Source organism: Curtobacterium sp. L6-1, assembly GCF_018885305.1.
GTDB lineage: Bacteria > Actinomycetota > Actinomycetes > Actinomycetales > Microbacteriaceae > Curtobacterium > Curtobacterium aetherium.
This window is the reverse complement of record NZ_CP076544.1, coordinates 337,221-361,373: the sequence shown is the minus strand read 5'-3', so window position 1 is coordinate 361,373 and position 24,153 is coordinate 337,221. Positions and strand designations below refer to the sequence as shown.

General features: G+C 73.5%; 24 protein-coding genes. 14 read left to right on the top strand and 10 right to left on the bottom strand.

Annotation, left to right across the window (positions count from 1 at the left end):
* Nucleotides 1-81 precede the first annotated feature (81 nt).
* Nucleotides 82-1,065 (bottom strand): magnesium and cobalt transport protein CorA, encoded by a 984-nt coding sequence (locus KM842_RS01635; RefSeq protein WP_253206200.1) that lies wholly within the window; start codon nucleotides 1,063-1,065, stop codon nucleotides 82-84.
* 103 nt (nucleotides 1,066-1,168) lie between these two features.
* Between KM842_RS01635 and KM842_RS01630 the strand changes: the two genes are divergently transcribed.
* Nucleotides 1,169-1,957 (top strand): TspO-related membrane protein, encoded by a 789-nt coding sequence (locus KM842_RS01630; protein ID WP_253206199.1) that lies wholly within the window; start codon nucleotides 1,169-1,171, stop codon nucleotides 1,955-1,957.
* A gap of 212 nt (nucleotides 1,958-2,169) precedes the next feature.
* On the opposite strand, the gene ald is transcribed toward KM842_RS01630, so the two are convergent.
* The 3 genes from ald to KM842_RS01615 all read right to left on the bottom strand — a co-directional run bounded on the left by ald (nucleotide 2,170) and on the right by KM842_RS01615 (nucleotide 5,428).
* Complete coding sequence (gene ald / locus KM842_RS01625) at nucleotides 2,170-3,270, bottom strand: alanine dehydrogenase (protein ID WP_216260315.1); 1,101 nt, start codon at nucleotides 3,268-3,270, stop codon at nucleotides 2,170-2,172.
* Between the two features lie 155 nt (nucleotides 3,271-3,425).
* Complete coding sequence (locus KM842_RS15935; RefSeq protein ID WP_216260313.1) at nucleotides 3,426-4,388, bottom strand: AraC family transcriptional regulator; 963 nt, start codon at nucleotides 4,386-4,388, stop codon at nucleotides 3,426-3,428.
* Nucleotides 4,389-4,456: 68 nt separating this feature from the next.
* The gene (locus KM842_RS01615; RefSeq protein ID WP_216260311.1) at nucleotides 4,457-5,428 is read right to left on the bottom strand and encodes a sugar-binding transcriptional regulator; all 972 of its coding nucleotides are present in this window, start codon (nucleotides 5,426-5,428) and stop codon (nucleotides 4,457-4,459) included.
* A 193-nt stretch (nucleotides 5,429-5,621) separates the two neighbouring features.
* Here KM842_RS01615 and KM842_RS01610 point away from each other — a divergent pair, with 193 nt between their 5' ends.
* Nucleotides 5,622-7,364 carry a glycerol-3-phosphate dehydrogenase/oxidase gene (locus KM842_RS01610; protein WP_216260309.1) on the top strand — a complete coding sequence of 581 codons (1,743 nt, stop codon included), beginning with the start codon at nucleotides 5,622-5,624 and terminating at the stop codon, nucleotides 7,362-7,364.
* Between the two features lie 248 nt (nucleotides 7,365-7,612).
* On the opposite strand, the gene KM842_RS01605 is transcribed toward KM842_RS01610, so the two are convergent.
* The gene (locus KM842_RS01605) at nucleotides 7,613-8,269 is read right to left on the bottom strand and encodes a histidine phosphatase family protein (RefSeq protein ID WP_216260307.1); all 657 of its coding nucleotides are present in this window, start codon (nucleotides 8,267-8,269) and stop codon (nucleotides 7,613-7,615) included.
* A gap of 29 nt (nucleotides 8,270-8,298) precedes the next feature.
* The gene (gene ykgO, locus KM842_RS01600; RefSeq protein WP_071247691.1) at nucleotides 8,299-8,421 is read right to left on the bottom strand and encodes a type B 50S ribosomal protein L36; all 123 of its coding nucleotides are present in this window, start codon (nucleotides 8,419-8,421) and stop codon (nucleotides 8,299-8,301) included.
* A gap of 44 nt (nucleotides 8,422-8,465) precedes the next feature.
* On the opposite strand from ykgO, the gene KM842_RS01595 reads away from it, so the two are divergent.
* Both KM842_RS01595 and KM842_RS01590 read left to right on the top strand, forming a co-directional pair.
* A complete protein-coding gene (locus KM842_RS01595; protein WP_216260305.1) occupies nucleotides 8,466-9,479 on the top strand; it encodes a CobW family GTP-binding protein in 1,014 nt (337 codons plus the stop codon).
* A gap of 61 nt (nucleotides 9,480-9,540) precedes the next feature.
* Entirely contained in the window at nucleotides 9,541-10,065 is a 525-nt protein-coding gene (locus KM842_RS01590) for a DinB family protein (RefSeq protein ID WP_216260304.1), read from the top strand.
* 71 nt (nucleotides 10,066-10,136) lie between these two features.
* Here KM842_RS01590 and KM842_RS01585 read toward each other — a convergent pair whose 3' ends face one another.
* Both KM842_RS01585 and KM842_RS01580 read right to left on the bottom strand, forming a co-directional pair.
* Entirely contained in the window at nucleotides 10,137-11,237 is a 1,101-nt protein-coding gene (locus KM842_RS01585; protein WP_216260302.1) for a sugar-binding transcriptional regulator, read from the bottom strand.
* Nucleotides 11,238-11,311: 74 nt separating this feature from the next.
* Nucleotides 11,312-12,142, bottom strand: coding sequence for a GolD/DthD family dehydrogenase (locus KM842_RS01580; RefSeq protein WP_216260299.1), 831 nt, complete (start codon nucleotides 12,140-12,142; stop codon nucleotides 11,312-11,314).
* Nucleotides 12,143-12,191: 49 nt separating this feature from the next.
* Between KM842_RS01580 and KM842_RS01575 the strand changes: the two genes are divergently transcribed.
* From KM842_RS01575 to KM842_RS01545, 7 genes are all read left to right on the top strand, one after another.
* Entirely contained in the window at nucleotides 12,192-12,389 is a 198-nt protein-coding gene (locus KM842_RS01575) for a hypothetical protein (protein ID WP_216262498.1), read from the top strand.
* Nucleotides 12,386-12,862 carry an MFS transporter gene (locus KM842_RS01570; protein ID WP_253206198.1) on the top strand — a complete coding sequence of 159 codons (477 nt, stop codon included), beginning with the start codon at nucleotides 12,386-12,388 and terminating at the stop codon, nucleotides 12,860-12,862. Before KM842_RS01575 ends, KM842_RS01570 begins: the two co-directional genes overlap by 4 nt.
* Before the next feature lie 43 nt (nucleotides 12,863-12,905).
* Complete coding sequence (locus KM842_RS01565) at nucleotides 12,906-14,681, top strand: dihydroxyacetone kinase family protein (RefSeq protein ID WP_216260297.1); 1,776 nt, start codon at nucleotides 12,906-12,908, stop codon at nucleotides 14,679-14,681.
* Complete coding sequence (locus tag KM842_RS01560) at nucleotides 14,678-15,139, top strand: ribose-5-phosphate isomerase (RefSeq protein WP_216260294.1); 462 nt, start codon at nucleotides 14,678-14,680, stop codon at nucleotides 15,137-15,139. The genes KM842_RS01565 and KM842_RS01560 overlap by 4 nt, the downstream gene beginning before the upstream one ends.
* A 130-nt stretch (nucleotides 15,140-15,269) precedes the next feature.
* On the top strand, nucleotides 15,270-16,346 hold the full coding sequence (locus tag KM842_RS01555; protein ID WP_216260292.1) for a LolA family protein: 1,077 nt from the start codon (nucleotides 15,270-15,272) through the stop codon (nucleotides 16,344-16,346).
* A complete protein-coding gene (locus tag KM842_RS01550; RefSeq protein WP_216260290.1) occupies nucleotides 16,343-17,332 on the top strand; it encodes an ABC transporter ATP-binding protein in 990 nt (329 codons plus the stop codon). Before KM842_RS01555 ends, KM842_RS01550 begins: the two co-directional genes overlap by 4 nt.
* Nucleotides 17,319-18,242: an ABC transporter permease gene (locus KM842_RS01545; protein WP_301183811.1), complete on the top strand. Its 924-nt coding sequence runs from the start codon at nucleotides 17,319-17,321 to the stop codon at nucleotides 18,240-18,242. Before KM842_RS01550 ends, KM842_RS01545 begins: the two co-directional genes overlap by 14 nt.
* Before the next feature lie 9 nt (nucleotides 18,243-18,251).
* Here the strand turns inward: KM842_RS01545 and KM842_RS01540 are convergent, their stop codons facing one another.
* Nucleotides 18,252-19,313 carry an NADP-dependent oxidoreductase gene (locus KM842_RS01540; protein WP_216260288.1) on the bottom strand — a complete coding sequence of 354 codons (1,062 nt, stop codon included), beginning with the start codon at nucleotides 19,311-19,313 and terminating at the stop codon, nucleotides 18,252-18,254.
* Nucleotides 19,314-19,473: 160 nt separating this feature from the next.
* Nucleotides 19,474-20,385: a metallophosphoesterase family protein gene (locus KM842_RS01535; RefSeq protein ID WP_216260286.1), complete on the bottom strand. Its 912-nt coding sequence runs from the start codon at nucleotides 20,383-20,385 to the stop codon at nucleotides 19,474-19,476.
* Between the two features lie 61 nt (nucleotides 20,386-20,446).
* Between KM842_RS01535 and KM842_RS01530 the strand changes: the two genes are divergently transcribed.
* The 3 genes from KM842_RS01530 (at nucleotide 20,447) to KM842_RS01520 (ending at nucleotide 24,062) form a co-directional block, all read left to right on the top strand.
* Complete coding sequence (locus KM842_RS01530) at nucleotides 20,447-21,445, top strand: threonine aldolase family protein (protein WP_367397703.1); 999 nt, start codon at nucleotides 20,447-20,449, stop codon at nucleotides 21,443-21,445.
* A 443-nt stretch (nucleotides 21,446-21,888) separates the two neighbouring features.
* Nucleotides 21,889-22,833: an ABC transporter ATP-binding protein gene (locus KM842_RS01525; protein ID WP_216261963.1), complete on the top strand. Its 945-nt coding sequence runs from the start codon at nucleotides 21,889-21,891 to the stop codon at nucleotides 22,831-22,833.
* Nucleotides 22,830-24,062 carry an ABC transporter permease gene (locus KM842_RS01520; RefSeq protein WP_216260282.1) on the top strand — a complete coding sequence of 411 codons (1,233 nt, stop codon included), beginning with the start codon at nucleotides 22,830-22,832 and terminating at the stop codon, nucleotides 24,060-24,062. Before KM842_RS01525 ends, KM842_RS01520 begins: the two co-directional genes overlap by 4 nt.
* The last annotated feature ends 91 nt before the right edge of the window (nucleotides 24,063-24,153 follow it).

Below are 24,153 nucleotides of genomic sequence, written 5' to 3'. Positions count from 1 at the left end.
CGCGCCCTGCACCCGTGACCGGGCGCACGGCGGCGCGCTCTGCGCTGCCGGTCACGGGCGCGGCGCGCCCCGCGCTGCCGGTCAGAACCAGCGTTTCACCTTGAACACCGCGTAGAGGACCGCCGCGAACAGGACCATCGCGATGATCGCGAGCGGGTACCCCCACGTCCACGACAGCTCGGGCATGTGCGTGAAGTTCATCCCGTACACGGCCGCGATGAGGGTCGGCGCGAACAGGATCGCCGCCCAGCCCGAGATCCGCTTGGTGTCGTCGTTCTGCTTCTGCGCCGCCAGGGTCGAGTCCACCGTCAGGGCGTTCTGCAGCAGCTGCCGGAAGGTGTCCAGCCGCTCGACGACGCGGATGACGTGGTCCAGGACGTCCCGGAAGCGGCGCTGGAGCTCGACGGGCAGGTGGTACTTCTCGGCGCCGCGGTGCAGGTCCTCGATCATCCGGATGAGCGGACGGGCGGCCCGCTGGAAGTCGACGACCTCGCCGAAGAGCTCGTAGATGCGGCGGGAGACCCCGGGGACGCCCGAGAATAGCTGCCCCTCGATCTGGTTGATGTCCTCCTCGAGCCCGTCGATCACCGGCCGGTAGTCGTCGACGATCGAGTCCATCAGCGCCCAGAGCTGCGCCTGCGCCCCGGCGGTGACGAGGCCGGGCTTGCCGCTCATCCGCTGCAGGGCCCGCGGGACGGTCTGCGTGCCGCGGGGGTCGGCCTGCACGACCGCGAGGAAGAAGTCCTCGCCGACGAAGGCGTGCACCTCGCCGAACTCGACCTCCTCCTGGGCGTCCCGGTAGACGGCGGGCTTCAGCACGGCGAACAGCGTCGACCCGTACCGCTCGAGCTTCGGGCGCTGGTGCCCCTCGGCGGAGTCCTCGACCGCGAGCTCGTGCAGGCCGAGGGCGACCGCGACGTCCCCGAGCTCCTCGGCGTCCGGGCGGTCGAGCACGATGCACGCCGAGGCGCCGTGCTCCTCGATCATCCGGAAGCTGTCGTCGAGCGAGGAACTCGTCGTCGGGGCGATGCGGTCGACGTACACGGTGTTCAACTCGACGGTCACGGCACCACCGTACGCACCCTGAGCGCGACCTGCGCGGCGCCGATGGCAGCGGCGTAGCGTCCAGGTCCTCAGCATGCTGACGAAAGGGACGACCATGCGGTGGATGCGGAAGATCGTGATCGCGGTGAGCGCTGTCGTCGCCGTGGTGGGCTCGACCATCGGGTCCGGAGCGGCGGGCGGCACACCGATCGCCGAGGCCGCGGGCGGAGCGCTGTCGGCGTCGTCGACGGCGATCGCTCCGGGCGGACCGGCGTTCGGCATCTGGAGCGTCATCTACGTCGGGCTCATCGCCTTCGCCGTCTGGCAGTTCCTGCCGCGCCGCGACGACCAGGCCCGCCACGACCGGCTCGCCGTGCCCGCGACACTGTCCCTGCTGCTCAACGCGGCGTGGATCCTCTCCGTGCAGTTCGGTCTGCTCTGGGCCAGCGAGCCGATCATCGTCGCCCTGCTCGGGGTGCTCGCGTGGGCGTTCGTCGTGCTCCGGCGCACCGAGCCGTCCGGCCGGGTCGAGGCGATCGTCACCGACGGGACGTTCGGGCTCTACCTCGGCTGGGTCTGCGTCGCGACGGCGGCGAACACCGCCGCGGTCCTGACGGCGGCCGGCTTCCGGGGCTTCGGGATCGGACAGGACGCCTGGGGTGTCGTCGTCGCCGCGGTCGCCGGCCTGGTGGGCGTGCTCGTCGCGGTCACCGGTCGCGGACGGATCGCGCCGACGCTGTCGCTCGGGTGGGGGCTCGCGTGGGTCGCGGTCGCACGCCTCGACGGCCCCCTCGTCTCGGTGCCGACCGCCGTCGCAGCGCTCGTCGCCACCGCGGCCGTCGTCGTCGTGACCCTCGTCACCCGCGCCCGCGCCGGCTGGGTGGCGCGGCCGGCCACCCTGCGTACCGCGTAGCGGGGGCGCGCCCCGCGCCTCCGTGGCCGCCTGCGCTGCCGGAGTCGGACGCGGAAGCGACAGATCGGTGCCGACCACCGGCGGCGATCTGTCGCTTCCGCGCACCTGTCCCCGGGTCCCGGCGTGCCTGGCCCACCCCGAGGCGCGCCCCGCGCCTCCGCACCGGACGCGCGCAGCGCGGCAGAACGGCGGCGGCAGCAGCGCGCAGCTCGTCAGCGCGCCGCCGCCACCAGTCCGTGCGCAGCCGCGACGGCCTCGTTCGTCACCCGGCCCGCGTGCACGTTGAGCCCGTGTGCGAGCGCCGGGTCGGCCTCCAGCGCGCGCTCCCACCCCTGGTCGGCGATCGCCACGGCGTACGGCAGCGTCGCGTTCGTCAGCGCGATCGTGCTCGTCCGGGGAACAGCGCCGGGCATGTTCGCCACGCAGTAGTAGACGGCAGCGTGCACGGCGAAGGTGGGGTCGTCGTGCGTGGTCGGCCGCGAGCCCTCGAAGCACCCGCCCTGGTCGATCGCGACGTCGACGAGGACCGATCCGGCACGCATCTCTGCGACCATCGCGTCGGTCACGAGCTTCGGCGCGGACGCCCCCGGGATGAGGACCGAGCCGATGACCAGGTCGGCGTCGGCCACGGCGCCGGCGATCGCGAGCGGGTTCGACCGGAGCGTCGTCACGCGGCCGTCGAACCGGGCGTCGAGGGCCCGGAGGCGCGGCAGGCTGATGTCGAAAACGGTCACCTCGGCGCCCATGCCGAGGGCGATCGTCGCGGCGTGCTCGCCCGCGACACCGCCGCCGATCACGACGACGCGGCCCTTCGGCGTCCCGGGCACCCCACCGAGGAGGAGACCACGTCCGCCGTTCGCGCGCATGAGGTGGTTCGCACCGACCTGGGCGGACAACCGCCCGGCGATCTCGGACATCGGGGACAGCAGGGGCAGCGAGCGGTCCGGCAGCTGCACGGTCTCGTAGGCGATCGCGGTCGCGCCGGACTCGACGAGCGCGGTGGTCAGGGGCCGGTCGGCGGCCAGGTGCAGGTAGGTGAAGAGGGTCTGCCCCTCCCGGAGGAGCGGGTACTCCGCGGCCACCGGCTCCTTCACCTTGAGGACGGTCTCGGCACGCTCCCACACCGCGGCGGCCTCGTCGACGATGGTGGCTCCGGCGGCGCGGTACTCGTCGTCCGTGAAGGCCGATCCCGCACCGGCTCCTGCCTGCACGAGGACCTCGTGCCCGTGCAGGGACAGTTCGGCGACGCCGGCGGGCGTGGCGGCGACGCGGAACTCGTTGTTCTTGATCTCGGTGGGGACGCCGATGCGCATGACGGACTCCTTCGTGGGCAGGTGCTCGGGCACCGCCCATTCAGCCGCGCGTTCGCCCCGACCGTGGACGGACCGAAGGACCCGCTGCCCGTCGCCCGTTCGGTGTCACCGTGTTCGGTACCGACACGGCGCGGAGCGCTCCCACCGAACGCGCGTCAGCGGCGCGGGCGGGAGCGGAGTGTGTCGCTCGGCAGCTCCCCGAAGCGCGAGCGATACGCGGCCGAGAACCGTCCGAGGTGCCCGAACCCCCACCCGCGGGCGATGTCGGCGACCGAGGTCTCATCGCGCTCGGCACGACGCAGGTCCTCGAGCGCGCCGTCGAGTCGGACACTGCGCAGCAGGTCGCCCGGCGTCTGGTCGAGGTGACGGCGGAGGGACTGCTGCAACCCACGCGGGCTGAGCCCCGCGGCGGCGGCGATCTCGGGCGTCCCGATCGGCTCGCGCGCGTGGGCGTGCACGTAGTCGAGGGCCTTCCGGAGCCGCTGGTGCTCGGGAGCGGAACCGGACACCGACGTGCGCCAGGCGCTCCGTCGGGGGAACGCCCGGAGTGCCGCGTCGGCGAACGCGGAGGCGATGTCGTGCCGGACGACGGCTGACATCGCGGTGTCGACCTGCAGCCAGGTGGACGAGTAGCGGCGCACGGTCTCCTGCCAGATGCGCATGCCGCCGGCGTCCGGACGCTCGAGCGGCTCGAACGCGAAGGAGTCCTCGCCGACCAGCTCGGTGAGGAACCCGCGGTCGAGGTGCACGAGGTTCAGGCCGATGTCGCGGTGGTGCAGGTCGTAGCGCTCGGAGGGGAGCACGACGGGGACGCCGGGCTCGAGGTCGACGGACCGGCCGTCGAAGGTGATGGTGCTGCTGCCGCTCCGGAGCCACGCCACGATGACGTCGTCCGACTGGCTCTGGCTGCGCAGGTCGACCCCGAACCGCGACGTCCGGAGCGACATGCGCTCGTCGGTGACGCCGGCGAAGTCCCAGATGGTGTCGGCGTGGGTGCGGCGGATGGACGGCGCCCGCAGCTCGTAGTCCGAGGTGAAGAACGCCATGGCCTGGTCGATGTCGGTGCCCGCCAGCCGCCGGTACGACCGCGTGTCCGCCCGGCCGACGCCGGTGGGCACGGGGGCAGTGGACGGACCGGCTTCGTGAGTGAGCACCATCCTCCGACCGTACGGGAGACCACCGACAATCAGCCCTGGGGGTTCTGCAGGATCGCCTGTCCGACGCTCTCGTCCAGGATGAGGTCCGTCACGAGCCCCGCGGCGAGCGCCCCGCGCAGCGACGCCGCCTTGCCCCGCCCGGCGACGACGCAGATCCGGCGCGGCGCCCGCTTCACCGTGTCGAGGTCCGGCGCCCCGGCCCGCGCGTTCACCCCGATGTCCTTCCACGACCCGTCGGCGCGGTAGAACACGGTCGAGACGTCACCAACGACGCCGGCGTGCCGCAGCTCCTCCTGGTCGGCGGGGTCGAGGTAGCCGCCGGAGTACACGTGCGACGGCACCGGGGCCTGCGGGGCACCGACGCCGAACACCACGACGTCCATCCGCTCGTGCAGGTCCAGGACGCGGCGGATCGAGCGCTCCCGGAACAGCGCGGCCTTCGTGGCGGGGTCGTCGAAGAACGCCGGCACGGGGAACTGCTGCACGAGGGCGCCGTACGCCTCGCCGAAGCGCCGGAGGATCTCGGACGCGTAGACGATGCCCGTCGTGCGGGTGTTCGCGGCGCCGTTGACCTGCACGACCGTGGACCCGTGCGTCGTCTTCGGCACGAGGTACCGGCTGACCGCGCTGACCGTCGAGCCCCACGAGATGCCGATCACCATGTTCGACTCGATGTACTGCGTCAGGATGCGGGCGGCGGACAGGGCGACCCGCTCGAGCCGGTCGACGTCACTCGTGTGGTCGGGCACCGGGACGACGTGCGCGTGCACTCCGAAGCGCGCACGGATGCTCCGGCTGAGGGCCGCCGCCTGGTCGAGGGGCGACCGGATCTGGATGTCCACGAGCCCGGTGTCGCGGGCGTACTTGAGCAGCCGGGACACCGACGAACGGGACGTGCCGAGCTCGTCGGCGATGGCGTCCATCGTCAGGTCCTGCAGGTAGTAGAGGTGCGCGGCCCGCAGGGCCTGCTGGGTGCGCACGGGCTGGGCGGCGTCGCTCATGGAACCGAGCATGCACGGACGTGCACGACCTCTGCAACCCCGTCCGCGCCTCCCGTCCGCCGCCGCGCGGCTCGCGACGGAGGCGCGACAGGCGTTCTGCACGTCCGTGCACGGAAGTTGCCCGATCGTTCCGACGAGCGCACGATCGATGGAGTACCAACGGAATCGACCCCAGAAAGCGATGCGAACGACCATGTCGAAGAAGACGCAGCCCAGGAACACGGTCACCGCCCTCACCGGACGCCCGAACGCACAGGTCCTCATCGTCGGTGGTGGCATCAACGGCATCGCCACCTTCCGCGACCTCGCACTGCAGGGGGTCGACGTCGCCATCGTCGAGCGCAGTGACTACGGCTCCGGCGCCTCCGCCGCGTCGAGCCACATGATCCACGGCGGCATCCGCTACCTCGAGAACGGCGAGTTCCGCCTGGTGCGCGAGAGCGTGCAGGAGCGCAACGGCCTCATCCGCATCGCCCCGCACTACGTCAAGCCGCTGCAGACGACGATGCCGATCTTCTCGACGTTCTCCGGCATCATGAACGCCCCGCTGCGCATGCTGACGCACAAGCAGCGCTCCACGAAGGAGCGCGGCGCGATGCTCATCAAGATCGGCATGACGATCTACGACTCCTTCTCGCGTGACGGCGGTTCCGTCCCGAAGCACGTCTTCCGCACGAAGAAGGCCGCGCTCGAGGACATGCCGGCGCTCAACAAGGACCTCAAGTACACCGGCACCTACTACGACGCCAGCGTGCACGAGCCGGAGCGCCTGGCCCTCGACGTCCTCAAGGACGGCCTGGCCGCCGGCACGGGGACCGGCTCGGACGCCACCGCCCGCGCCGTGAACTACGTCGAGGCCGTCGGCACCCGCGACGGCGGCGTGCTCCTCCGCGACCGCGAGACCGGCGACGAGTTCGTCTTCTCCGCCGACATCGTCGTCAACGCCTCCGGGCCGTGGACCGACCTGACGAACGCGGCCTTCGGCGGCGAGACGAAGTACATGGGCGGCACGAAGGGCTCGCACATCGTCGTGCACAACGACGAGCTGCTCGAGGCCACCAAGGGCCGCGAGTTGTTCTTCGAGAACAACGACGGCCGCATCGTCCTCATCTACCCGCTCAAGGGCCGGGTGCTCATCGGGACGACCGACATCGACGCCGACCCGTCGAAGCCCGTCGTGACCACCGACGAGGAGATCGAGTACTTCTTCGGGCTCGTCAAGCACGTGTTCCCGCAGATCGAGGTCACGCGCGACGACATCGTCTACAGCTACTCCGGCATCCGTCCGCTCCCCCGCCACGAGGACACCGCCCCCGGGTTCGTGTCGCGTGACTACCGAATCGTCGACACCCCGATCGCCGGGCTGCCGTCGAGCACGGTCCTGTCGCTCGTCGGCGGCAAGTGGACGACCTTCCGCGCCCTCGCCGCGCATCTGTCCACCGAGGCGACGCAGAAGCTCGGGATGGCCCGCAAGGTCGACACCACCGGGATGCCGATCGGCGGCGGCAAGGACTTCCCCACCACCGACGGCCAGCGTGCCCTGTGGATCAAGTCGCACCGGGACGGCCTCGCCTCCGAGACCGTGGACCGCCTGCTCGACCGCTACGGCACCCGTGCCGCCGAGGTCGTCGACACGCTGATCACCGGTCCGGTCGAGCCGCTCGAGTCCGACCCGACGCTCACCCGCGGCGAGGTCCGGTACTTCGCCGAGCGCGAGCAGGCCGTGCACCTGGTCGACGTGGTGCTCCGCCGCACGAACCTCGCGTTCGTCGGTGGCGTGACGATCGACCTGCTCGACGAGCTGGCGGACGTCATGGCCGAGTCCCTCGACTGGACGACCGAGGAGCGTGCCGACGAGGTCCAGCGCACGCTCGACGTGCTGCGCGAGTCGCACGGCGTCATCGTGCCGCTCACGTCGGCGTCGCAGCCCGCCTGATCACCCCCCCCGCATCACGACATGGGCGGTCCCCGGCAGCACTTCCCGCTGCTGGGGACCGCCCACGTCGCGCTGCGCTGAGGGGTCTGGTCGGCGCGGTCCGGACGGGAGACCCGGGTCCGGTCCGCCGGGACCGCTCGGTCCGGACGGGAGGCCCGGGTCGGGTCCGCCGGGACCGCTCGGTCCGGACGGGAGGCCCGGGTCGGGTCCTGCAGGCACCGCGCCGGCCCGCCGGTCGGCTCGGACCCTCAGAACCGCTCGCCGGTCGGGTCCTGGGCCGTGAGGTCCGTCAGGTCGTCGCCGCCGATGGGCTCGCCGGCCCAGTCCACCAGCCGCCAGCCGTCCGCGCTGGAGCCCTCGAGCTCGACGACGCCCGTGTTCTCGAGGTGCCGCTCGCGACCGAGGTCGTTCGGCACGTTCTGCGACCGGACCGCGGCCCAGATGCGGATCGCCGCGCCGTGGCTGAACGCCGCCGCCACCTCGACCCCGGTCGCCTCGATCTGCCGGACGGCGTCGTCGTAGCGGTCGAAGAAGGCGTGGCCGTCCTCGGCGCCGGGCATCCGCTCGTCGAGGTCGCCCGCCGCCCAGGCGTACGCGGCCGCCAGGTAGCTCTGCACCGACACGTGGTCGCGCTTGCCCTGCAGGTCGCCGGCCTCGATCTCCCGGAGGCCCGGCAGCACGACGGGCTCGAGGTCGAGTGCGCGGGCGAGCGGTGCGGCGGTGATCTGCGTCCGGACCATCGACGAGGTGAAGAGCCGCTCGATCCCCCGGTCACCGAGGGCGGCGGGCAGCGCGTCGGCCTGCTCCTGCCCGAGGTCGGTGAGGCCGGGTCCGGGCACCTCGGCGTCGAGCAGGCCGGTCACGTTCGCGGGGGTCTGTCCGTGGCGGACGAGCAGGAGTCGCATGGCCTCACCCTACGGACCCGTCCGGGGCGTCAGCCCTGGCGCGTGTTCCACCGCGGGTTCTTCTTGTTGATGACGTAGACGCGACCGCGGCGGCGGACCACCTGCGAGCCGGGGATCTGCTTGAGCGCCTTGAGCGAGTTGCGGACCTTCATCGGGGCCTCCTTGTTGATAACGGTTTTCATGTACCGTACTGCACATGCCCGTCGCCCCGATCACCCTCGTCTCCGCACTCCACGACGTCGACGCCGCACGCATCGCCGCACGGCTGTCCGACGGCCACCGGCTGCACGCGGCCGGGAGCGCCCTCGACGCCGCCCGGACCATCGCTGACCGTGCCGAGCGTCTGGCGGACGCCTGCGGTCCGGACGCCCGCCACTCCCTCGTCGTGACGCTGCCCGTCGGTGGCGACGCCCGCGCCGTCGGCATGATGCTCGCGAACGCCGCCCGGGCCGAGACCGGCGACGACCGCGTCCTGCGGCACGTGGTGTCCGTGCTCCGCGCCGACGAGGTCGACCACCTGCTCTGGTCGGGCGTCGACGACGCGTTCGTGGAGGGGGAACGCCTGGCCGCGCTCCTCGAGTACGCGACCGTCATCGTGCTCGACCGTGTCGACCGCCTGCGCCCGGCCCGCCGGCGCGCGCTGGTCGCCCTCGTGCACCGGTGCGCACCGCAGGCCGTCGTGCTCGCCGACGCCCGGGTGCGCGGTGCCGACGACCTGCCGGCCTCGAACGGCGGGGCCGCCCGGGTCCTCGCCGGTGGCGCGGGCTGGATGCGCGCACTCTCGGCCGTGGAGGACGACGCCCGCCCGCGGACGCTCGACGGCCTGGTGTCGCTGCGCTACCGGGAGCCGCTGCCGTTCCACCCGGCCCGTCTGGCCGACGTCGTCGAGCACGACCTGGCCGCCGGACCGAACGGACGGGTCCTGCGCTCCCGCGGCTTCTTCCGCCTGGCCTCCCGACCCGACCACGTGGGCTCGTGGTCGAGCGTCGGTGCGATGCTCGCGCTCGACCCGACCGCGAACCCGTCGTGGGACGAGGACGCACCGGTCGGGCAGGCGCTGTGGTTCGTCGGCGAGGACCTCGACGTCGACCGGATCACGCGGGCGCTCGACGGCGCCCTCATCACCCCACCCGAACTGTTGGCCGGCCCCGACCTCTGGCGGTCGTGGGCCGACCCGTTCCCGGTCTGGCCCGCGCTCGACCGCGAGTGACGGGCCCCGCGGCGGCGTCACACGACCCTGCGCGGACGACGCCGACTGGTACGGTCGCGCCGTGGCGATCGCACCGGACACGAAGAACTGGACCTGGGTCATCGACGCGGCCTGCCCCGACTGCGGGTTCGACGGCGCGAGCGTGTCGATCCGCGACGTGCCGGGCATCATCGACGCGAACTCGGACGGTTGGCCCGAGCAGCTCGCCCGTCCCGACGTGCGAGAGCGCCCGGACCCGGCCACCTGGTCACCGCTCGAGTACGGCGCCCACGTCCGCGACGTGCACCGGAAGATGACCGAGCGGCTCGCGCTCCTGCTCGACCAGGACGACCCGCTCTTCCCGGACTGGGACCAGGACGCCACCGCCGTCGCCGAGCGCTACGCCGAGCAGGACCCCGCGACCGTCGCCCGGGAGCTCGGCGAGGCCGCGGACCGCGCGGTGTCGGCGTTCGGCGCGGTGCACGACGGGCAGCTCGAGCGAACCGGACGCCGCTCGGACGGCAGCGTCTTCACCGTCGCGACGCTCGCCGTCTACTACGCGCACGACCCGGTCCACCACCTGTGGGACGTGCGCCGGTCCCGCTGACCGCCACGGCCCTCCGGGCACCGGTGCCCGTCCGACCGGTCCGGGTGTCCGGGTGTCCGGGTGTCCGGGACTCAGTCCAGCGCGTCGAGCAGCGCTCGCGCGGTCGCCGCGTCCGTGACGAGCTCGTTGACCAACCGGCCCCGCACGGCGCTGATGATGCTCGGCACCTTGACCGCCCCGACGGCCACACCGACGGCGTGCGGCACCGCGGCGAGGACCTCGCGCGAGGTGCGCACCATCCGGTCGCTGCCCGGGAACTCGATCGGTTCGCCGTCCGGGCCGGTGAAGTTGAGGCACACGTCGCCGGTCGCCCGGTCGAACACGGCGTCGTCCACCGGCAGTCCGCGCGCCATCGCGTCCCGCATCGCCACCGGCGCGCCGATGCCGAGGACGGCGCCCTTCGCCCGACTCCAGAGGCCGACGACGTGCTGGAAGGCCGGGTCCTCGTCGAGGGAGGCCCGCAGCGCCTCCGACGGGAGGGCCTGCGCGAACAGGAAGGCCGGGATCGCACCGGACCGCTCCGCCGCCGCCCGGGTGATCTCGTTCGTCTGGAACCACTGGTTCGGGTCCGCCTGGCCACCGACGGTGGGGACGAGCTGCACGCCGGGCATCGGCGGCACCGCGCCGTGCGCGATGGCGTGCACCGTGCTGCCGGAGGACACGAGCACGGCGTCGCCCGGCACGAGCCGCATCGCCTCGACGGCGGCGGCGACCGGCTCGGCGAGGTCCACGCCCAGGGTCGCGGCGTGCGTCACGGCGGTGACGTACACGGCCTGCAGCCCGAGTGCCACACGCAACCGCTCGGCCAGGCCGACGGTCTCGTCCTGGAACGGGTCGACGACCTCGATCCGGACGAGACCGGCGCGCCGGGCCTCGGAGACGAGGCGGCTCACGGTCGGCCGGGAGACCCCGAGCCGCGCCGCGATCTCGCTCTGCGTGGCGTCCTCGAGGTAGTACATCCGAGCCGCCTGGTACACGGTGTCGAGCGGGAAGCGCGACCGGCCGCCGTCGGAGGCGACGACCGCGGGCTCCGGCGTACCACCACCCGGACGGACCGTCCCGCGTGGGGCGCCGCCGGGACCGGTGCGGTCGGACGGGGTCTGGCCGGACGGTGTCTGGCCGGTCGGTGTCGGACCGGTCGGTGTCTGGCCGGACGGGGCTGGGACGGACATCGAGCGCGGGCCTCCCGGGGGTCACGTCGTCGGGCGGACGCCGCGACGACACCGCGATCGTAGCGTCGGCCGCCCTACCGGATCGTGAACCCCCCGTCCACGCGGAGGTCCGCACCGTTCACCATCGCCGCGGACTCCCCGGCCAGGAACAGTACCGCCGCCGCGATCTCGTCGGGCGTCGCGAACCGGCCCGTCGGGATCTCCTCTTGGTGGCGGAGTCCGGCGTCGTTCGCCCACGCCGAGCGGCCGAGCGCGGTGAGCACGACGGTCGGCGACACCGTGTTGACGGTCACGCCGCGGCGGCCCCACTCGAGCGCGAGCACCCGGGTGAGCCCGAGGACCCCCGCCTTCGACGCGCAGTAGGCGGCGTGCCCGTCGATGCCGACGTGCGCCGCCTGCGACGCGATGGTCACGACGCGCCCGTACCCGGCGGCGAGCATGTGGCGCCCGACTGCCTGGGTGACCCGGTTGGTGCCGGTCAGGTTGACCGCGAGCGTGCGGTCCCAGGAGTCGGCACCGAGGTCCTCGGCCGGGGCGAGCGCGACGACGCCCGCGCAGTTGACGAGGACGTCGACGCGCCCGGTGGCGGCGAGGACCCCGGCGACCGCCCGGTCGACCGAGTCCTGGACGGTGACGTCGCACGCGGTGCCCAGGTGGCCGGAGCCGGCGAGCGCGTCGGCGGCGGCGGCCGAGGCGTCGGCGCGGACGTCGAGCACGGCGACGCGGGCCCCGCGACCGGCGAGGGCGTGCGCGATCGCGTTCCCGATGCCGGACGCGCCGCCGGTGACGACCGCGACCCGGCCGGCGAAGGAGCCGCCGTGGTCGAGGTGCTCGGGGCCGGGACGGAGTGCGGCGGCGAACTCCTCGGCGGTGGGTGCGGGCTGGTGGTTCGGAGACGTGGACATGAGTGGGTAACATACTCGATGTCAGATACCTCTGCGATCGAGAGAGTCCATGTCAACGACGACGAAACCCCTGCCCGACACCGCGCCGGCACCGACCACGGGTCGCTTCGACCGTCTCGGGATCCCCCGCCCCCTCGCCCCCGGCTTCCTCGGGGTCCTGCTCACGATGACGGGGGTCGGCGTCGAGTCGAACGTCGTCGCCCCGCCGAGGACCGCGGCTGGGGGCAGCAGCGCTGGCTGCTCATGACCGTCTGCGTCTACTCCACGAACATCCTCGTCAACGCCCTGTTCGGCTGGGTCGGCGACCGCATCGGCTGGGTGCGCACCGTCCGGTGGTTCGGGGTCGTCGGCTCGGCGGTCGGCCTCCTCGCCTGGTGGTACGTGCCGCAACTCGTGCCGGCCGGCTCCGACTGGGGCTACGTCGCCGCCGTGGTCGCCGGCTGCGTGTTCGGCTGCTCCCTGGCCGGCTTCGTGCCGATGGGCGCGATCATGCCCGCGCTCGAACCCTGCCACAAGGGCGCCGCGATGGCGATGTACACGACCGCCGCGGGCGGGGCCGCGTTCCTCGGCACCGGCGTCGTCGCCGTCGTGTTCGCCCTCGGCGGCGACGGCGCGGCCGTGACCTGGACCTTCGTCGGGCTCTACGCCTGCGCGTTCGTGCTGGTCGGCCGGCTCCACGTCCCCCAGCACCGCGACACCGCACACGGCGACGCCTCCTGACCTGCTCCGACCCCACTCCATCCGTCCCGAGGAGGACCGCACCATGACCACCATCTGCGACGACCCCGACGAGTTCGCCGAGGACCAACTGGCGGGCTGGCTCGCCCTGTACGCCGACCGGGTCCGCGGCGTGACCGGCGGCGTCGTGACCCTGCCCACCGCGGGCGCCGACCCGCAGGTCGCCGTCGTCGTCGGCGGAGGCTCGGGGCACTACCCCGCGTTCAGCGGCCTGGTCGGTCCCGGCCTCGCCACCGGCGCCGTCGTCGGCAACGTCTTCACGTCGCCGTCGGCCGCGCAGGTCTACTCCGTCGCCAAGGCCGCCGACCAGGGGCGCGGGGTCGTCCTGTCCTTCGGCAACTACGCCGGGGACACGATGAACTTCGGGCTCGCGGCGGAGCGGCTCCGCGCGGGCGGCACCGACACCCGCATCGTCGTGGTCACCGACGACGTCGCCTCGGCGGACGAGGTCGACCGGCGCCGGGGCATCGCAGGTGACCTCGCCGTCTTCAAGGCCATGGGCGCGGCCGCTGCCGAGGGCGCCTCCCTCGACGAGGTCGAACGCATCGGGAACCGCGCGAACGAGCGCACCCGGACCATCGGCGTCGCGTTCTCCGGGTGCACCATGCCGGGCGCCGACGGACCGCTGTTCACCGTGCCGGACGGGCACCTCGGGCTCGGCCTCGGCATCCACGGCGAGCCGGGCATCCGCGACGTCCCCCTGCTGCCGGCGCGGGAGCTCGCGGACCTGCTCGTCGGACGGCTGCTGGCCGAGCGTCCGGACGACGCCACCGACACGACCCGGGTCGCACCGGTGCTCAACGGCCTCGGGGACACCAAGTACGAGGAGCTGTTCCTGCTCTGGGGCCGGATCGCCCCGCTCCTGGCTAGGGCCGGCCTCGAGGTCGTCGAGCCCAAGGTCGGGGAACTCGTGACGAGCCTCGACATGGGCGGGTGCTCACTCACCCTGCAGTGGCTCGACGACGAGCTCGAGCGACTCTGGCGCGCCGACGCCCACACGCCCGCCTACCGGAAGGCCGCCGCTCCCCTCGCCGCCCTGGTCCCCGCGGCGGCCGTGACCGAGGCGGCGGCGACCGCGACGGTCGTGCCGGCGGCGAGCCGTGCCTCCCGGCGGGCCGCGGCCACCGCGCGCGACGTCGTGGCGGCGATGGACGCGCTCCTCCGCAGCCAGGAGCACGAGCTCGGTCGCATCGACGCGGTCGCCGGGGACGGCGACCACGGACGCGGCATGGTGAAGGGCATCGGCGCCGCCCGGCGCGCGGTGGACGGCACCGACCCGGCGGCGGGCACCGGGTTCCTGCTCGGACGGGCCGGTGAGGCCTGGGCGGCGCAGGCCGGCGGCACCTCCGGCGTGCTGTGGGGTGCGGCGCTCGAGGCGTTCGGGGCGGCGATCGGCGACGAGGTGGACGAGGTCACGCCGGCCCTCGTCGTCGACGCCGCCCGGGCCTTCGCCGACGCGATCGTGCAGCTCGGGCGTGCGCAGCGCGGGGACAAGACGCTGCTCGACGCCCTGCTGCCGTTCGTCGATGCGCTCGACGAGGGGGTGGCCGCCGGTTCGTCGCTCGCCGAGGCCTGGACCGCAGCCGCGACGGTCGCCGAGGTCCAGGCGACCGCCACCGCCGCCCTCACCCCGCGGGTCGGACGGGCGCGCCCCCTCGCCGAGAAGAGCGTGGGCACGCCCGACGCCGGTGCCGTGTCGATGAGCATGGTCCTCACCTGCACCGGCGCCGTCCTCAGCGCGCGGGCCGGCGGGCCCGACCACACCACCACCGCAGTGCACACCGAAGGAGTCCACGCATGACGTTCCGCATCGTGGTCGGGTCCGACGACGCCGGCTTCGCGCTCAAGGAGGTCCTCCGCGACGACCTCGCCGCCGATCCGCGGGTCAGCAGCCTCGTCGACGTGGGGGTCGACGCCGACGGCCACACCGCGTACCCGCACGTCGCCGTCGCGGCTGCGCGGCTGGTGGCCGACGGGTCCGCCGACCGGGCACTGCTCGTCTGCGGGACCGGGCTCGGCGTCGCGATCAGCGCGAACAAGGTCCCCGGCATCCGGGCGGTCACCGCGCACGACCCGTTCAGCGTCGAGCGCTCGGTGCTGTCGAACGACGCCCAGGTGCTCTGCCTCGGGCAGCGGGTGATCGGCACCGAGCTCGCCCGTCGCCTCGTGCGGGAGTGGCTCGGGTACACGTTCGACCCCGACTCCCCGAGCGCCGGGAAGGTCGACGCGATCCGCTCCTACGAGCACCCCGCCCGCTGACGGTCCACCCGCTGTGTCCCGGCCCCGCACGACGGCCGGAGCACAGCGTTCTGTCGGTTGTCGGACGTACGGTGCTCGCGTCCCGCGATGCTCCACCGTGGGTCCGCTGCTCCACCGAGGGGATGTACCCATGAAGAAGTCCGTCTGGCTGCCGGCCGTGATCGCACCCGTCGTCGTGGCCGGTGCCGTCGCCGCTCCCGCCCTCGCCCAGGCCGCCGCGACCCCGATCGCCGGGTCGCACCCGACCGCCGCCGCCGTCATCGCGAGCATCGCCGAGTCCTCGGACGCCCGGTACTCCGGCAAGCTCACGCAGACCAGCGCGCTCGGCCTCCCCGAACTCCCCGCCGGTGCCGGCGGGTCCTCGCTCGAGGGCGACGCCTCGGACGTCCTCGGCCTGCTCACCGCGCCGCACACCGCTCGGGTCTACGTCGACGGGGCGAGCAAGCAGCGCATCCAGGTGACCGAGCAGCTCGCCGAACAGGACCTCGTCCGCAACGGTGACCGCGTCTGGACCTGGGACTCGAAGGACCGCACGGCGACGCAGGTCACCCTGCCGAGCCGGACCGCCGACGCCCCCGCCGCGGGTACCACGACCCCGACCGACGTGGCCGAGCGCGCGATCGACGCGATCACCCCGACCACGACGGTGTCGAAGCCGGTCGCGACCTCGGTCGCCGGGCACGACGCCTGGCTGCTCACCCTGACGCCGAAGTCGTCGGACACGCTCGTCGGACGCGTGCAGCTCGCCGTCGACCAGCAGACCGGGCTGCCGCTGCGCGCCTCGGTCACCGCCGCCGGTGCGGACGACCCGGCCTTCCAGGTCGGCTTCACGAGCCTCGACTACGGCGCACCCGCTGCCCGCCTGTTCGACTTCACCCCGCCGGCGGGTGCGGACGTCACCACGAAGGACCTGTCCGACGTCGACCCGGGTGCGGCCCGTGGTCACGGCGACGGTGCGCGCGGCCACGACCACGGCGGCGCGACCGTCTCCGGCAGCGGCTGGGACACCGTCGTCACGCTCCCCGCGGGGACCGGAGCGACGAAGGACACCGGGTCGGACGCCTCCGGGCTCCTCGACCAGCTCACCACCAGCGTCGACGGCGGACGTGCCGTGCAGACGTCACTCGTCTCCGTGTACCTGACCGACGACGGCCGGGTCCTGGCGGGCGCGGTGCCGGTCGCCGCCCTGGTGGCAGCTGCCGAGTGACCACCGGGACGGACACCGCGGCCGCTGACACCGGCACCGCGGCGACGACGACGGACCTCGCGATCCGTACCACGGGCCTCCGCAAGGTCTTCCGGAAGCAGCGCGCCGTCGACGGCATCGACCTCGCGGTGCCGCGCGGCTCGGTCTTCGGCTTCCTCGGGCCGAACGGGTCGGGCAAGACGACCACGATCCGGATGCTCCTGGGCCTGTCGAGCGCCACGGACGGCACGATCGAGGTCCTCGGCGAACCCATGCCGCGGGCGCTGCGCTCGGTGCTCCCCCGGGTCGGCGCCCTCGTCGAGGGTCCGGCGTTCTACCCGTACCTGTCCGGTCGTGCGAACCTCGCCCGCTTCGACGCCGCCGACCCGACGTCGGACCCGCGCACCCGGAAGGCCCGCGTCGCCGGAGCCCTGGACCGCGTCGGCCTCACGCACGCCGCCGACAAGAAGGCGCACGCGTACTCGCTCGGCATGAAGCAGCGTCTGGGCCTGGCGAACGCCCTGCTCACCCCGCGCGAACTCCTGGTGCTCGACGAGCCGACGAACGGTCTCGACCCGCAGGGCACCCGCGAGGTGCGGAACCTCATCCGCTCGCTCGCCGACGACGGCACGACGGTGTTCGTGTCGAGCCACCTGCTGGCCGAGATCGAGCAGGTGTGCACGCACGCCGCGGTCATGCGCACGGGTTCGATCGTCGCGCAGGGGCCGCTCGACGAGCTCCGCGCAGCCGGAGCGCGGACCGTGACCGTGCGGACGCCCGACGTCGGGCAGGCCGGGGTCGTCCTGACCCGTCTGGGCCTGCAGCCACGACGGGACGGCGGATCGGACGTGCTGGTCGCGGACCTGACCGCCGACGTCGCGCCCGAGACCATCACGGCCGAGCTGGTCCGGGCCGACGTCCGCGTCCGTGGGCTCGCGGTCGGCGGCGGGACCCTCGAGGACCTGTTCGTCGCACTCACCGGGGAGGGTTTCGATGTCGCTGGTTGAACCGGGTCGTCCGACCACGAACGGCCCCGGCGCCGGGGACGGGAACGGCTCCGCCGCCGGGGATGCGAACGGCTCCGCCGCGGCCCCCGGCCGACGCACCCGTCCGTTCGCGCTGCTCGGCTCGGAGCTCGCCCTGGTGTTCCGGCGGCGCCGCACCTGGGCGATGCTCGGCGCACTCGCGCTCGTGCCGATCCTCATCGCGGTCGCGGTCAAGCTGGCCACCGACGGGGACAGCGGTGGCCCCGCGTTCCTCGGCGACATCACGAACAACGGGCTCTTCGTGTCGTTCACCGCGCTGACGGTGTCGATCCCGCTCTTCCTGCCGCTCACCGTCGGTGTCGTCGCCGGTGACACGGTGGCCGGCGAGGCGAGCCACGGCACCCTGCGGTACCTGCTCGTCGCACCGACCGGTCGCGTGCGGTTCATCCTGGTCAAGACGGCCGGCGCGATCGCGTTCTGCCTCGCGGCGACGCTGCTCGTCGTGCTGGTCGGCGCGGCGATCGGGGCGGCGCTGTTCCCGATCGGACCGGTGACCCTGCTCTCCGGGACGCAGGTCGACGGCTGGTCGTACGCGGGCCGTGCGCTGCTGCTCGCGCTCTACGTCACCCTGTCGATGCTCGGGCTCGTCGCGATCGGGCTGTTCGCCTCGACCCTGACGAACGTGCCCGTCGGGGCGATGGCGGCGACGGTCGTGCTGGCGGGGGCGTCCCAGGTGCTCGACCAGCTCCCGCAGCTCGACTGGCTGCACCCGTTCCTGTTCTCGCACCTGTGGCTCGGCTTCGGCGACCTGCTGCGCGACCCGATCTCGTTCGACTCGTTCGGCAGCAACGCCGCGCTGCAGCTCGGTTACGTGGCGGTGTTCGGCGCCCTGGCCTACGGCCGCTTCGCGAGTAAGGACGTCCTCAGCTGACGGGTCGGCTCACTCGGCCCCGCGGGAGGCGGGCGACCCGCTCTCGAGCGTCCCCTCGGCCTTCTCGTGCGCGTACACGTCGCGGAGGTCGCGGGCCTTCTCCGAGCGGTACCAGTCCTGCCGGGCGCCGGTCTCGACGGGCTGCATACCGACCACGACCTTGCCGCGGGAGTGCATCTCGGCCAGGTCCTCGTAGGCGTCGACGATGTACTCGAACGGGTAGAACCCCGAGATGAGGACCTGCACGCGGCGGTCCTCGACGGCCTTCACGAGGTACGTGATGAGTTCCCGGGCCTCGGGGTCGGACGCCGGTGCCCGCAGGAACCGGAGCTCCGCGTCGCGTCGGTCCTCGGACGAGACGAACCGCCCCTCGGCGACGCCGAGCCGCGTCGCGAGCTCGCGAGCGGACGCGTCCCCGTGGTTGTCGATGAAGGCCGTGACGGGCCGGCCCTTCGCGATCTCGGTGATCCGGGCCTCCTCACCGTCCCCGTACGCGACGGGCAGGATGCCGATCTGCCGCAGGTAGTCGTGGTTCCGGGGGCTGCCGAGACCGATCACGGTCGCCCCGGCGTCGCGGGCGAGCTGGCACTGGATGTGGCCGACGCCACCGGCGGCGGCACTGATGACGACGGTGTCGTCGGGGCCGAGGCGCAGCTTCCGCACGACGTCGACGGCGGTGCATCCGGCCAGGTAGAGGCCGCCAGCGACCTCCCACCCGACGTGCGCCGGCTTGGTGACGACCGCGTCGCGGGGCACGACGACCCAGGTGGCGTGCGAGCCGCCCTCGGGTGCGTGGCCCATGACCTCGTCGCCGACGCGGAGGTCCTTCACACCGTCGCCGCGTGCCCGGACGATGCCGGCGAGGTCGACGCCCTGCCGTGCGGGGAACTCGACCTGCACGTGGTCCTGGAGCTTGCCCTCGCGGAGGAACCGTTCGATGTGGTTCAGGCCCGCGGCGATGACCTCGACGAGCACCTCGCCGGGTCCCGGGGTGGGGCGTTCCTGAGGGACGACCTCGACCACGTCGAATTCGCCGTACCGCTCGTACTGCACTGCGCTACCGGTTCGCATCTCATCCTCCTCGGACGTCGTGTGCTGTCCGTCATACTCGCCACGGCCGAGTCGGTCCCGGACGCAGCGCGGTACTCCCGGTGGCGGGGCTCCGGACGGGAGGCGGGGGCCGGTCCGACGGGCGTCCTCCGTCCGCCGGTGACGCGTCCGCCGGAGCGGGTCAGGCCGGCCCGGAGTCGGCGGCGATGCGCGCCGACGTCTCGGCGTCGAGGTGCAGCGCCCGCTGGTCGGCGTCCGGACGCGGGACCCGGACGGGCGTCGACCAGAGCAACCCGTCCTCGGCGACGTCGACGACCAGGGCGCCGGTGCCGACGAGGGCGGTCTCTTCGTCGTAGGGACCGGTGACGTCGGCGTCGTTCGCCACCCCGGGAGCCACGAGGACGGGCACGCCCGCGAGCGACCCGGCGAAGTGGTGGTGGTAGTGGCCGGCGAGGACGACCCGGACGTCGGAGTCGCGCAGCACGGCGGCGAGCTCCCCGGGGTTCCGGAGCTTCAGGGCGTCGTGCAACGAGGTCGGCGCGGGCAGCGGCGGGTGGTGCAGCACGACGACCGACCCGTGCGGTGCCGGTTCGGCCAGGGCCGTGCGCAGGTGCTCGAGCGCTGCCGCTCCGACCTCGCCGTACCCGGCGCCGGGGACGCTCGTGTCCACCGTGACGACCCGGCGTCCGGCGACGAGGGACCGGCCGCGCACCGGTACCGAGGGGTCGTGGTGCTCCATGGTGTGCAGGAGTTCCTGCCCGCCCTCGCCCAGCACGTGCCCGTCGAACAGCACCCGGCGGAAGCCCGCGCGCTGGTCGTGGTTGCCCGGCACGGCGACGAAGGCCGCCCCGCGCCGCGCAGCCCACCCGCCGACGAGCCGGCGCACGGTCGCGTACGACTCCGGGGACCCGTCCTCGGACACGTCCCCCGAGACGACGACCAGTCCGACGCCGTCGACCGCACCGAGGTGGTCGAGCAGGGCCTCGAGCGCGGCCGTGGTGTCCACCGTGCCCTGGTGCAGCGCGCCGTCGCCGGTCAGGTGGGTGTCGGACAGGTGCAGGATGCGGAGTGTTCCGGGAGCGGGGGTCTGCATGTCGGCCACGGTAGCCGGGGCGTGCTGCCGGAGCCCGTCGGCGGGGTTACCGTTGTGTCCCGTGATCGACCTGCGCTCCGACACCGTCACCCGTCCCACCCCGGCGATGCGCCGCGCCATGATGGAGGCCGAGGTCGGCGACGACGTGTTCGGCGAGGACCCGGAGACCACCCGGCTCGAGCAGGAGGTCGCGGAGCTCCTGGGGCACGAGGCCGGGCTCTTCACCCCGTCCGGCTCGATGGCGAACCAGCTCGGCCTGCGCCTGCTCGTCGGTCCGGGCGAGGAACTCCTGGCCGACGTGCAGGCCCACGTCGTCCGTGCCGAACTCGGGGCGGCGGCGGTCTTCTCCGGCATCACGACGCGCACCTGGGCATCGGAACGCGGCCTGCTCGTGGCCGACGCGGTCCGGGACATGGCCGAGCCGAACGCGGGCGCCTACTCGGTGTCGACCACCGCGATCGCGGTCGAGAACACCCACAACTTCGGCGGCGGCACGGTCCAGCCCCTCGACGAGGTGCGGGCGGTGCAGGCCCACGCCCGGGAGCACGGCATCGGGATGCACCTGGACGGGGCCCGGCTGTGGAACGCCCACGTGGCGTCGGGCACCCCGCTCCGCACGCTCGCCGCCGGCTTCGACACCGTGTCGGTCTGCATGTCGAAGGGCCTCGGCGCCCCGGTCGGTTCGGTGCTCGTCAGCACGGCGGAGCGGATCGCCGCCGCGCGGACCTGGCGGAAGCGCTACGGCGGGGGCATGCGGCAGACCGGCATCCTCGCCGCGGGGGCCCGGTACGCGCTGCACGAGCACGTCGACCGGCTGGCCGAGGACCACGCGAACGCACGGGTGCTCGCCGCCGCCCTCGACGTCGACCCCGCGACGGTGGACACGAACATCGTGTTCGCCCGGGTGTCGGACCCGGCCGCCTTCGTCGCCGCTGCCGCCGCCGGTGGGGTCCGTGTCATGCAGCTCGGCCGGACGACGGTGCGGCTCGTGACGCACCTCGACGTGTCGGCGGCGGACGCCGAGCGTGCCGCGGAGGTGCTCGCCGCGCTCCCCCGCTGACCCGCCACGCGAGACGCGCACGCAGCGACACCGCTCGCGCGGCGGCACCCGGGGGATGTCGCCCAGCGCGAACGCGGCGGAGACGGCGAGCGCGGCGAACGCGGCAGGAACGGCGAGCGCGGCGCCGGCCGCCCGACCTGGGCGCCTGCCTCGCCGCGTTCGCGCTCTGGTCGCGCGTGCTCGGCAGACCCGGACGCGCGGACGGTGGCGGTCGTCGTGCGCGCGTCGACACGCCGTACCAGGCGGGTCTCGTCGCGTGACGCGACCCGCGACCGGACGGGAGGCGCGACGCACGACCCGCACCGCGCCTCCCGTCCGCCCCGTGGCCGCCTCCCGCCCCGGGGCGGGAGGCGGTGCCGGTGCCGTCAGTCGGGCTCGGTAGGGTCGGCACGTCGAGAGGGGGCCGTGTGGCCGGAGCAGCCATCAGGGTGCAGGACTTCGTCATGCGCTTCGGGGAACGGACCGTGGTGGACGGGCTGACGTTCGACATCGCGCCGGGCGAGACGTTCGGGCTGCTCGGCAGCAACGGCTCCGGCAAGACCACGACGATCCGCGCCCTCCTCGGCATCACCGCGCCGACCGAGGGCACCCTGACGATCGACGGCGAACCGTACCGTCCGGCGACGGGCGGGATCGGGTACCTGCCCGAGGAACGCGGCCTGTACCGCAAGGAGACCGTCATCGACGTCATGACGTACTTCGCGGCGCTCCGCGGCACGCCCCGGGGCCCGGCGACCCGCTGGTCGACCGAGTACCTGGAACGCGTGGGCCTGGCCGACAAGGCGAAGGTGCGGATCGACAAGCTCTCCGGCGGCCAGCAGCAGAAGGTGCAGCTCGGCATCACGATCATGGACCGGCCGCGCCTGCTCATCCTCGACGAGCCGACGAAGGGCCTGGACCCGGTGAACCGCCGACTGCTGCTCGACCTGGTCGACGAGCGGAAGGCGGACGGCGCGACGGTCGTGCTCGTCACCCACCACATGGACGAGGTCGAACGGCTGTGCGACCGGATCCTGCTCCTCAAGGACGGGGTGGCCGCCGCGTACGGCACCATCCCCGAGGTGCAGGACGCCTTCGGCGGCGCGGTCGCGAAGGTGGGCCTGACGGGTCCGGTGCCGCGGTCCGAGCGCTACCGCACGGCCCGGCACGAGGGGCACGTCGCCTACCTCGTCCCGACCGCCGCCGCCGCGCGCGACGGGTCGGACATCCTCGCCGAGCTCGTCGGCGCCGGTGTGCACGTCACGGGCTTCGAGATGCGGCGGATCCCGCTCGACGAGATCTTCGTGCAGCTGTACGGGCACGACGCCGGGACCGACGCGCTCCGTGCCGACGCCCTCCGGACCGACCGCCGCACCCCGGGTGCCGCGCCGGCGGGAGCAGCACGATGAGCCGCCTCGGCACGGTGGTGCGCTTCGAGTTCGTCCGCGCCGTCAAGAAGCCCGCGTTCTGGATCGGGACCCTGGCCCTCCCCCTCGTCGTCGTCGTCGTGTCGTTGCTCGTCGGGATCGGGCAGGCAGCCGGCACCGACTCGGCCGTGTCGAGCGGCTCCGCCACGAAGACCCCGTTCCACTACGTCGACCACTCCGGGCTCGTGTCCGAGACGGTCGCGGCGAAGTGGGGCGGATCGCCGTCCGACGACCCTGCGGGCGACCGGGCGGCGGTGCGGTCCGGGCACCTCGACGCCTTCATCGAGTTCCCCGCCAAGCCGTCGTCGACGCCGGTCACCGTGCTCGGCGCCGACCGCGGCCTGTTCGCGAACAACGGGTACGGCGCCCTCGCGAGCCGGGTGCTCGAACAGAGCGTCGCCGCACAGGTCGACGACGCCGAGGCCGTGCACATCCTCCGGTCGCCGCCGGACGCCGACGTCACCACCTACGCCGACGGACACGTCGCCCCGGGCTGGCTGTCCGTCGTCCCGCCGCTGCTCTACGTGGCCGCGTTCTTCGGGCTCGTCATCCTGCTCGCCAGCCGGATGGTGACCGTCGTGGTCGAGGAGAAGGAGAACCGCATCTCCGAGATGATCCTCACCACCGTCACCGCCGGCACGCTCATCCGCGGCAAGGTCCTGGCGATGCTCCTGGTCGGGCTCGTGCAGGTAGGCGTGTTCCTGGTGCCGGGTCTGCTGTCCCTCGCGGTCGTCCTGCCACTCGTCGCGGGACGGGTCGGCACGCTGGCGGTCGACCCGTGGCGGATGGTCGCCGGGGCGCTGCTGCTCGTCGGCGGCGTGCTGCTCGCGTCCGCCCTGTTCGTCGCGGTGGGAGCGTCGGTCCCGACGATCAAGGACGCCTCGACGCTGCAGTCCGCGGCGCTGTTCGCGGTGATCATCCCGCTGTACGCGGCGTTCTTCGTGACGACGACCCCCTCGTCGCCGGTCGCCGCGTTCTTCACGTACTTCCCGACCTTCACCCCGGTGACGGCCATGGTGCGGAACGCGGTCGGGTCGCTCTCGGTCGTCGAGACGGTGGTGTGCATCGTCGAGGTGTTCGTCGTCGCAACCGTGCTGCTCTGGTTCGCCGAGTACCTCTTCCGGCACTCGGTCGCGCAGTACGGCACCAAGGTGAGCCTGCGGCAGATCGCGGGCTGGCGTCGGTCCCGCGCCATGCCGCGGTCCCGCTGACGGGAGGCCCGTGGCGGCGCCGCCCCGCGCCTCCCGGCCGACGACCGGTCACCCGTCCGGCGGACGACGGGGCGACCGGCGGACGACGGGA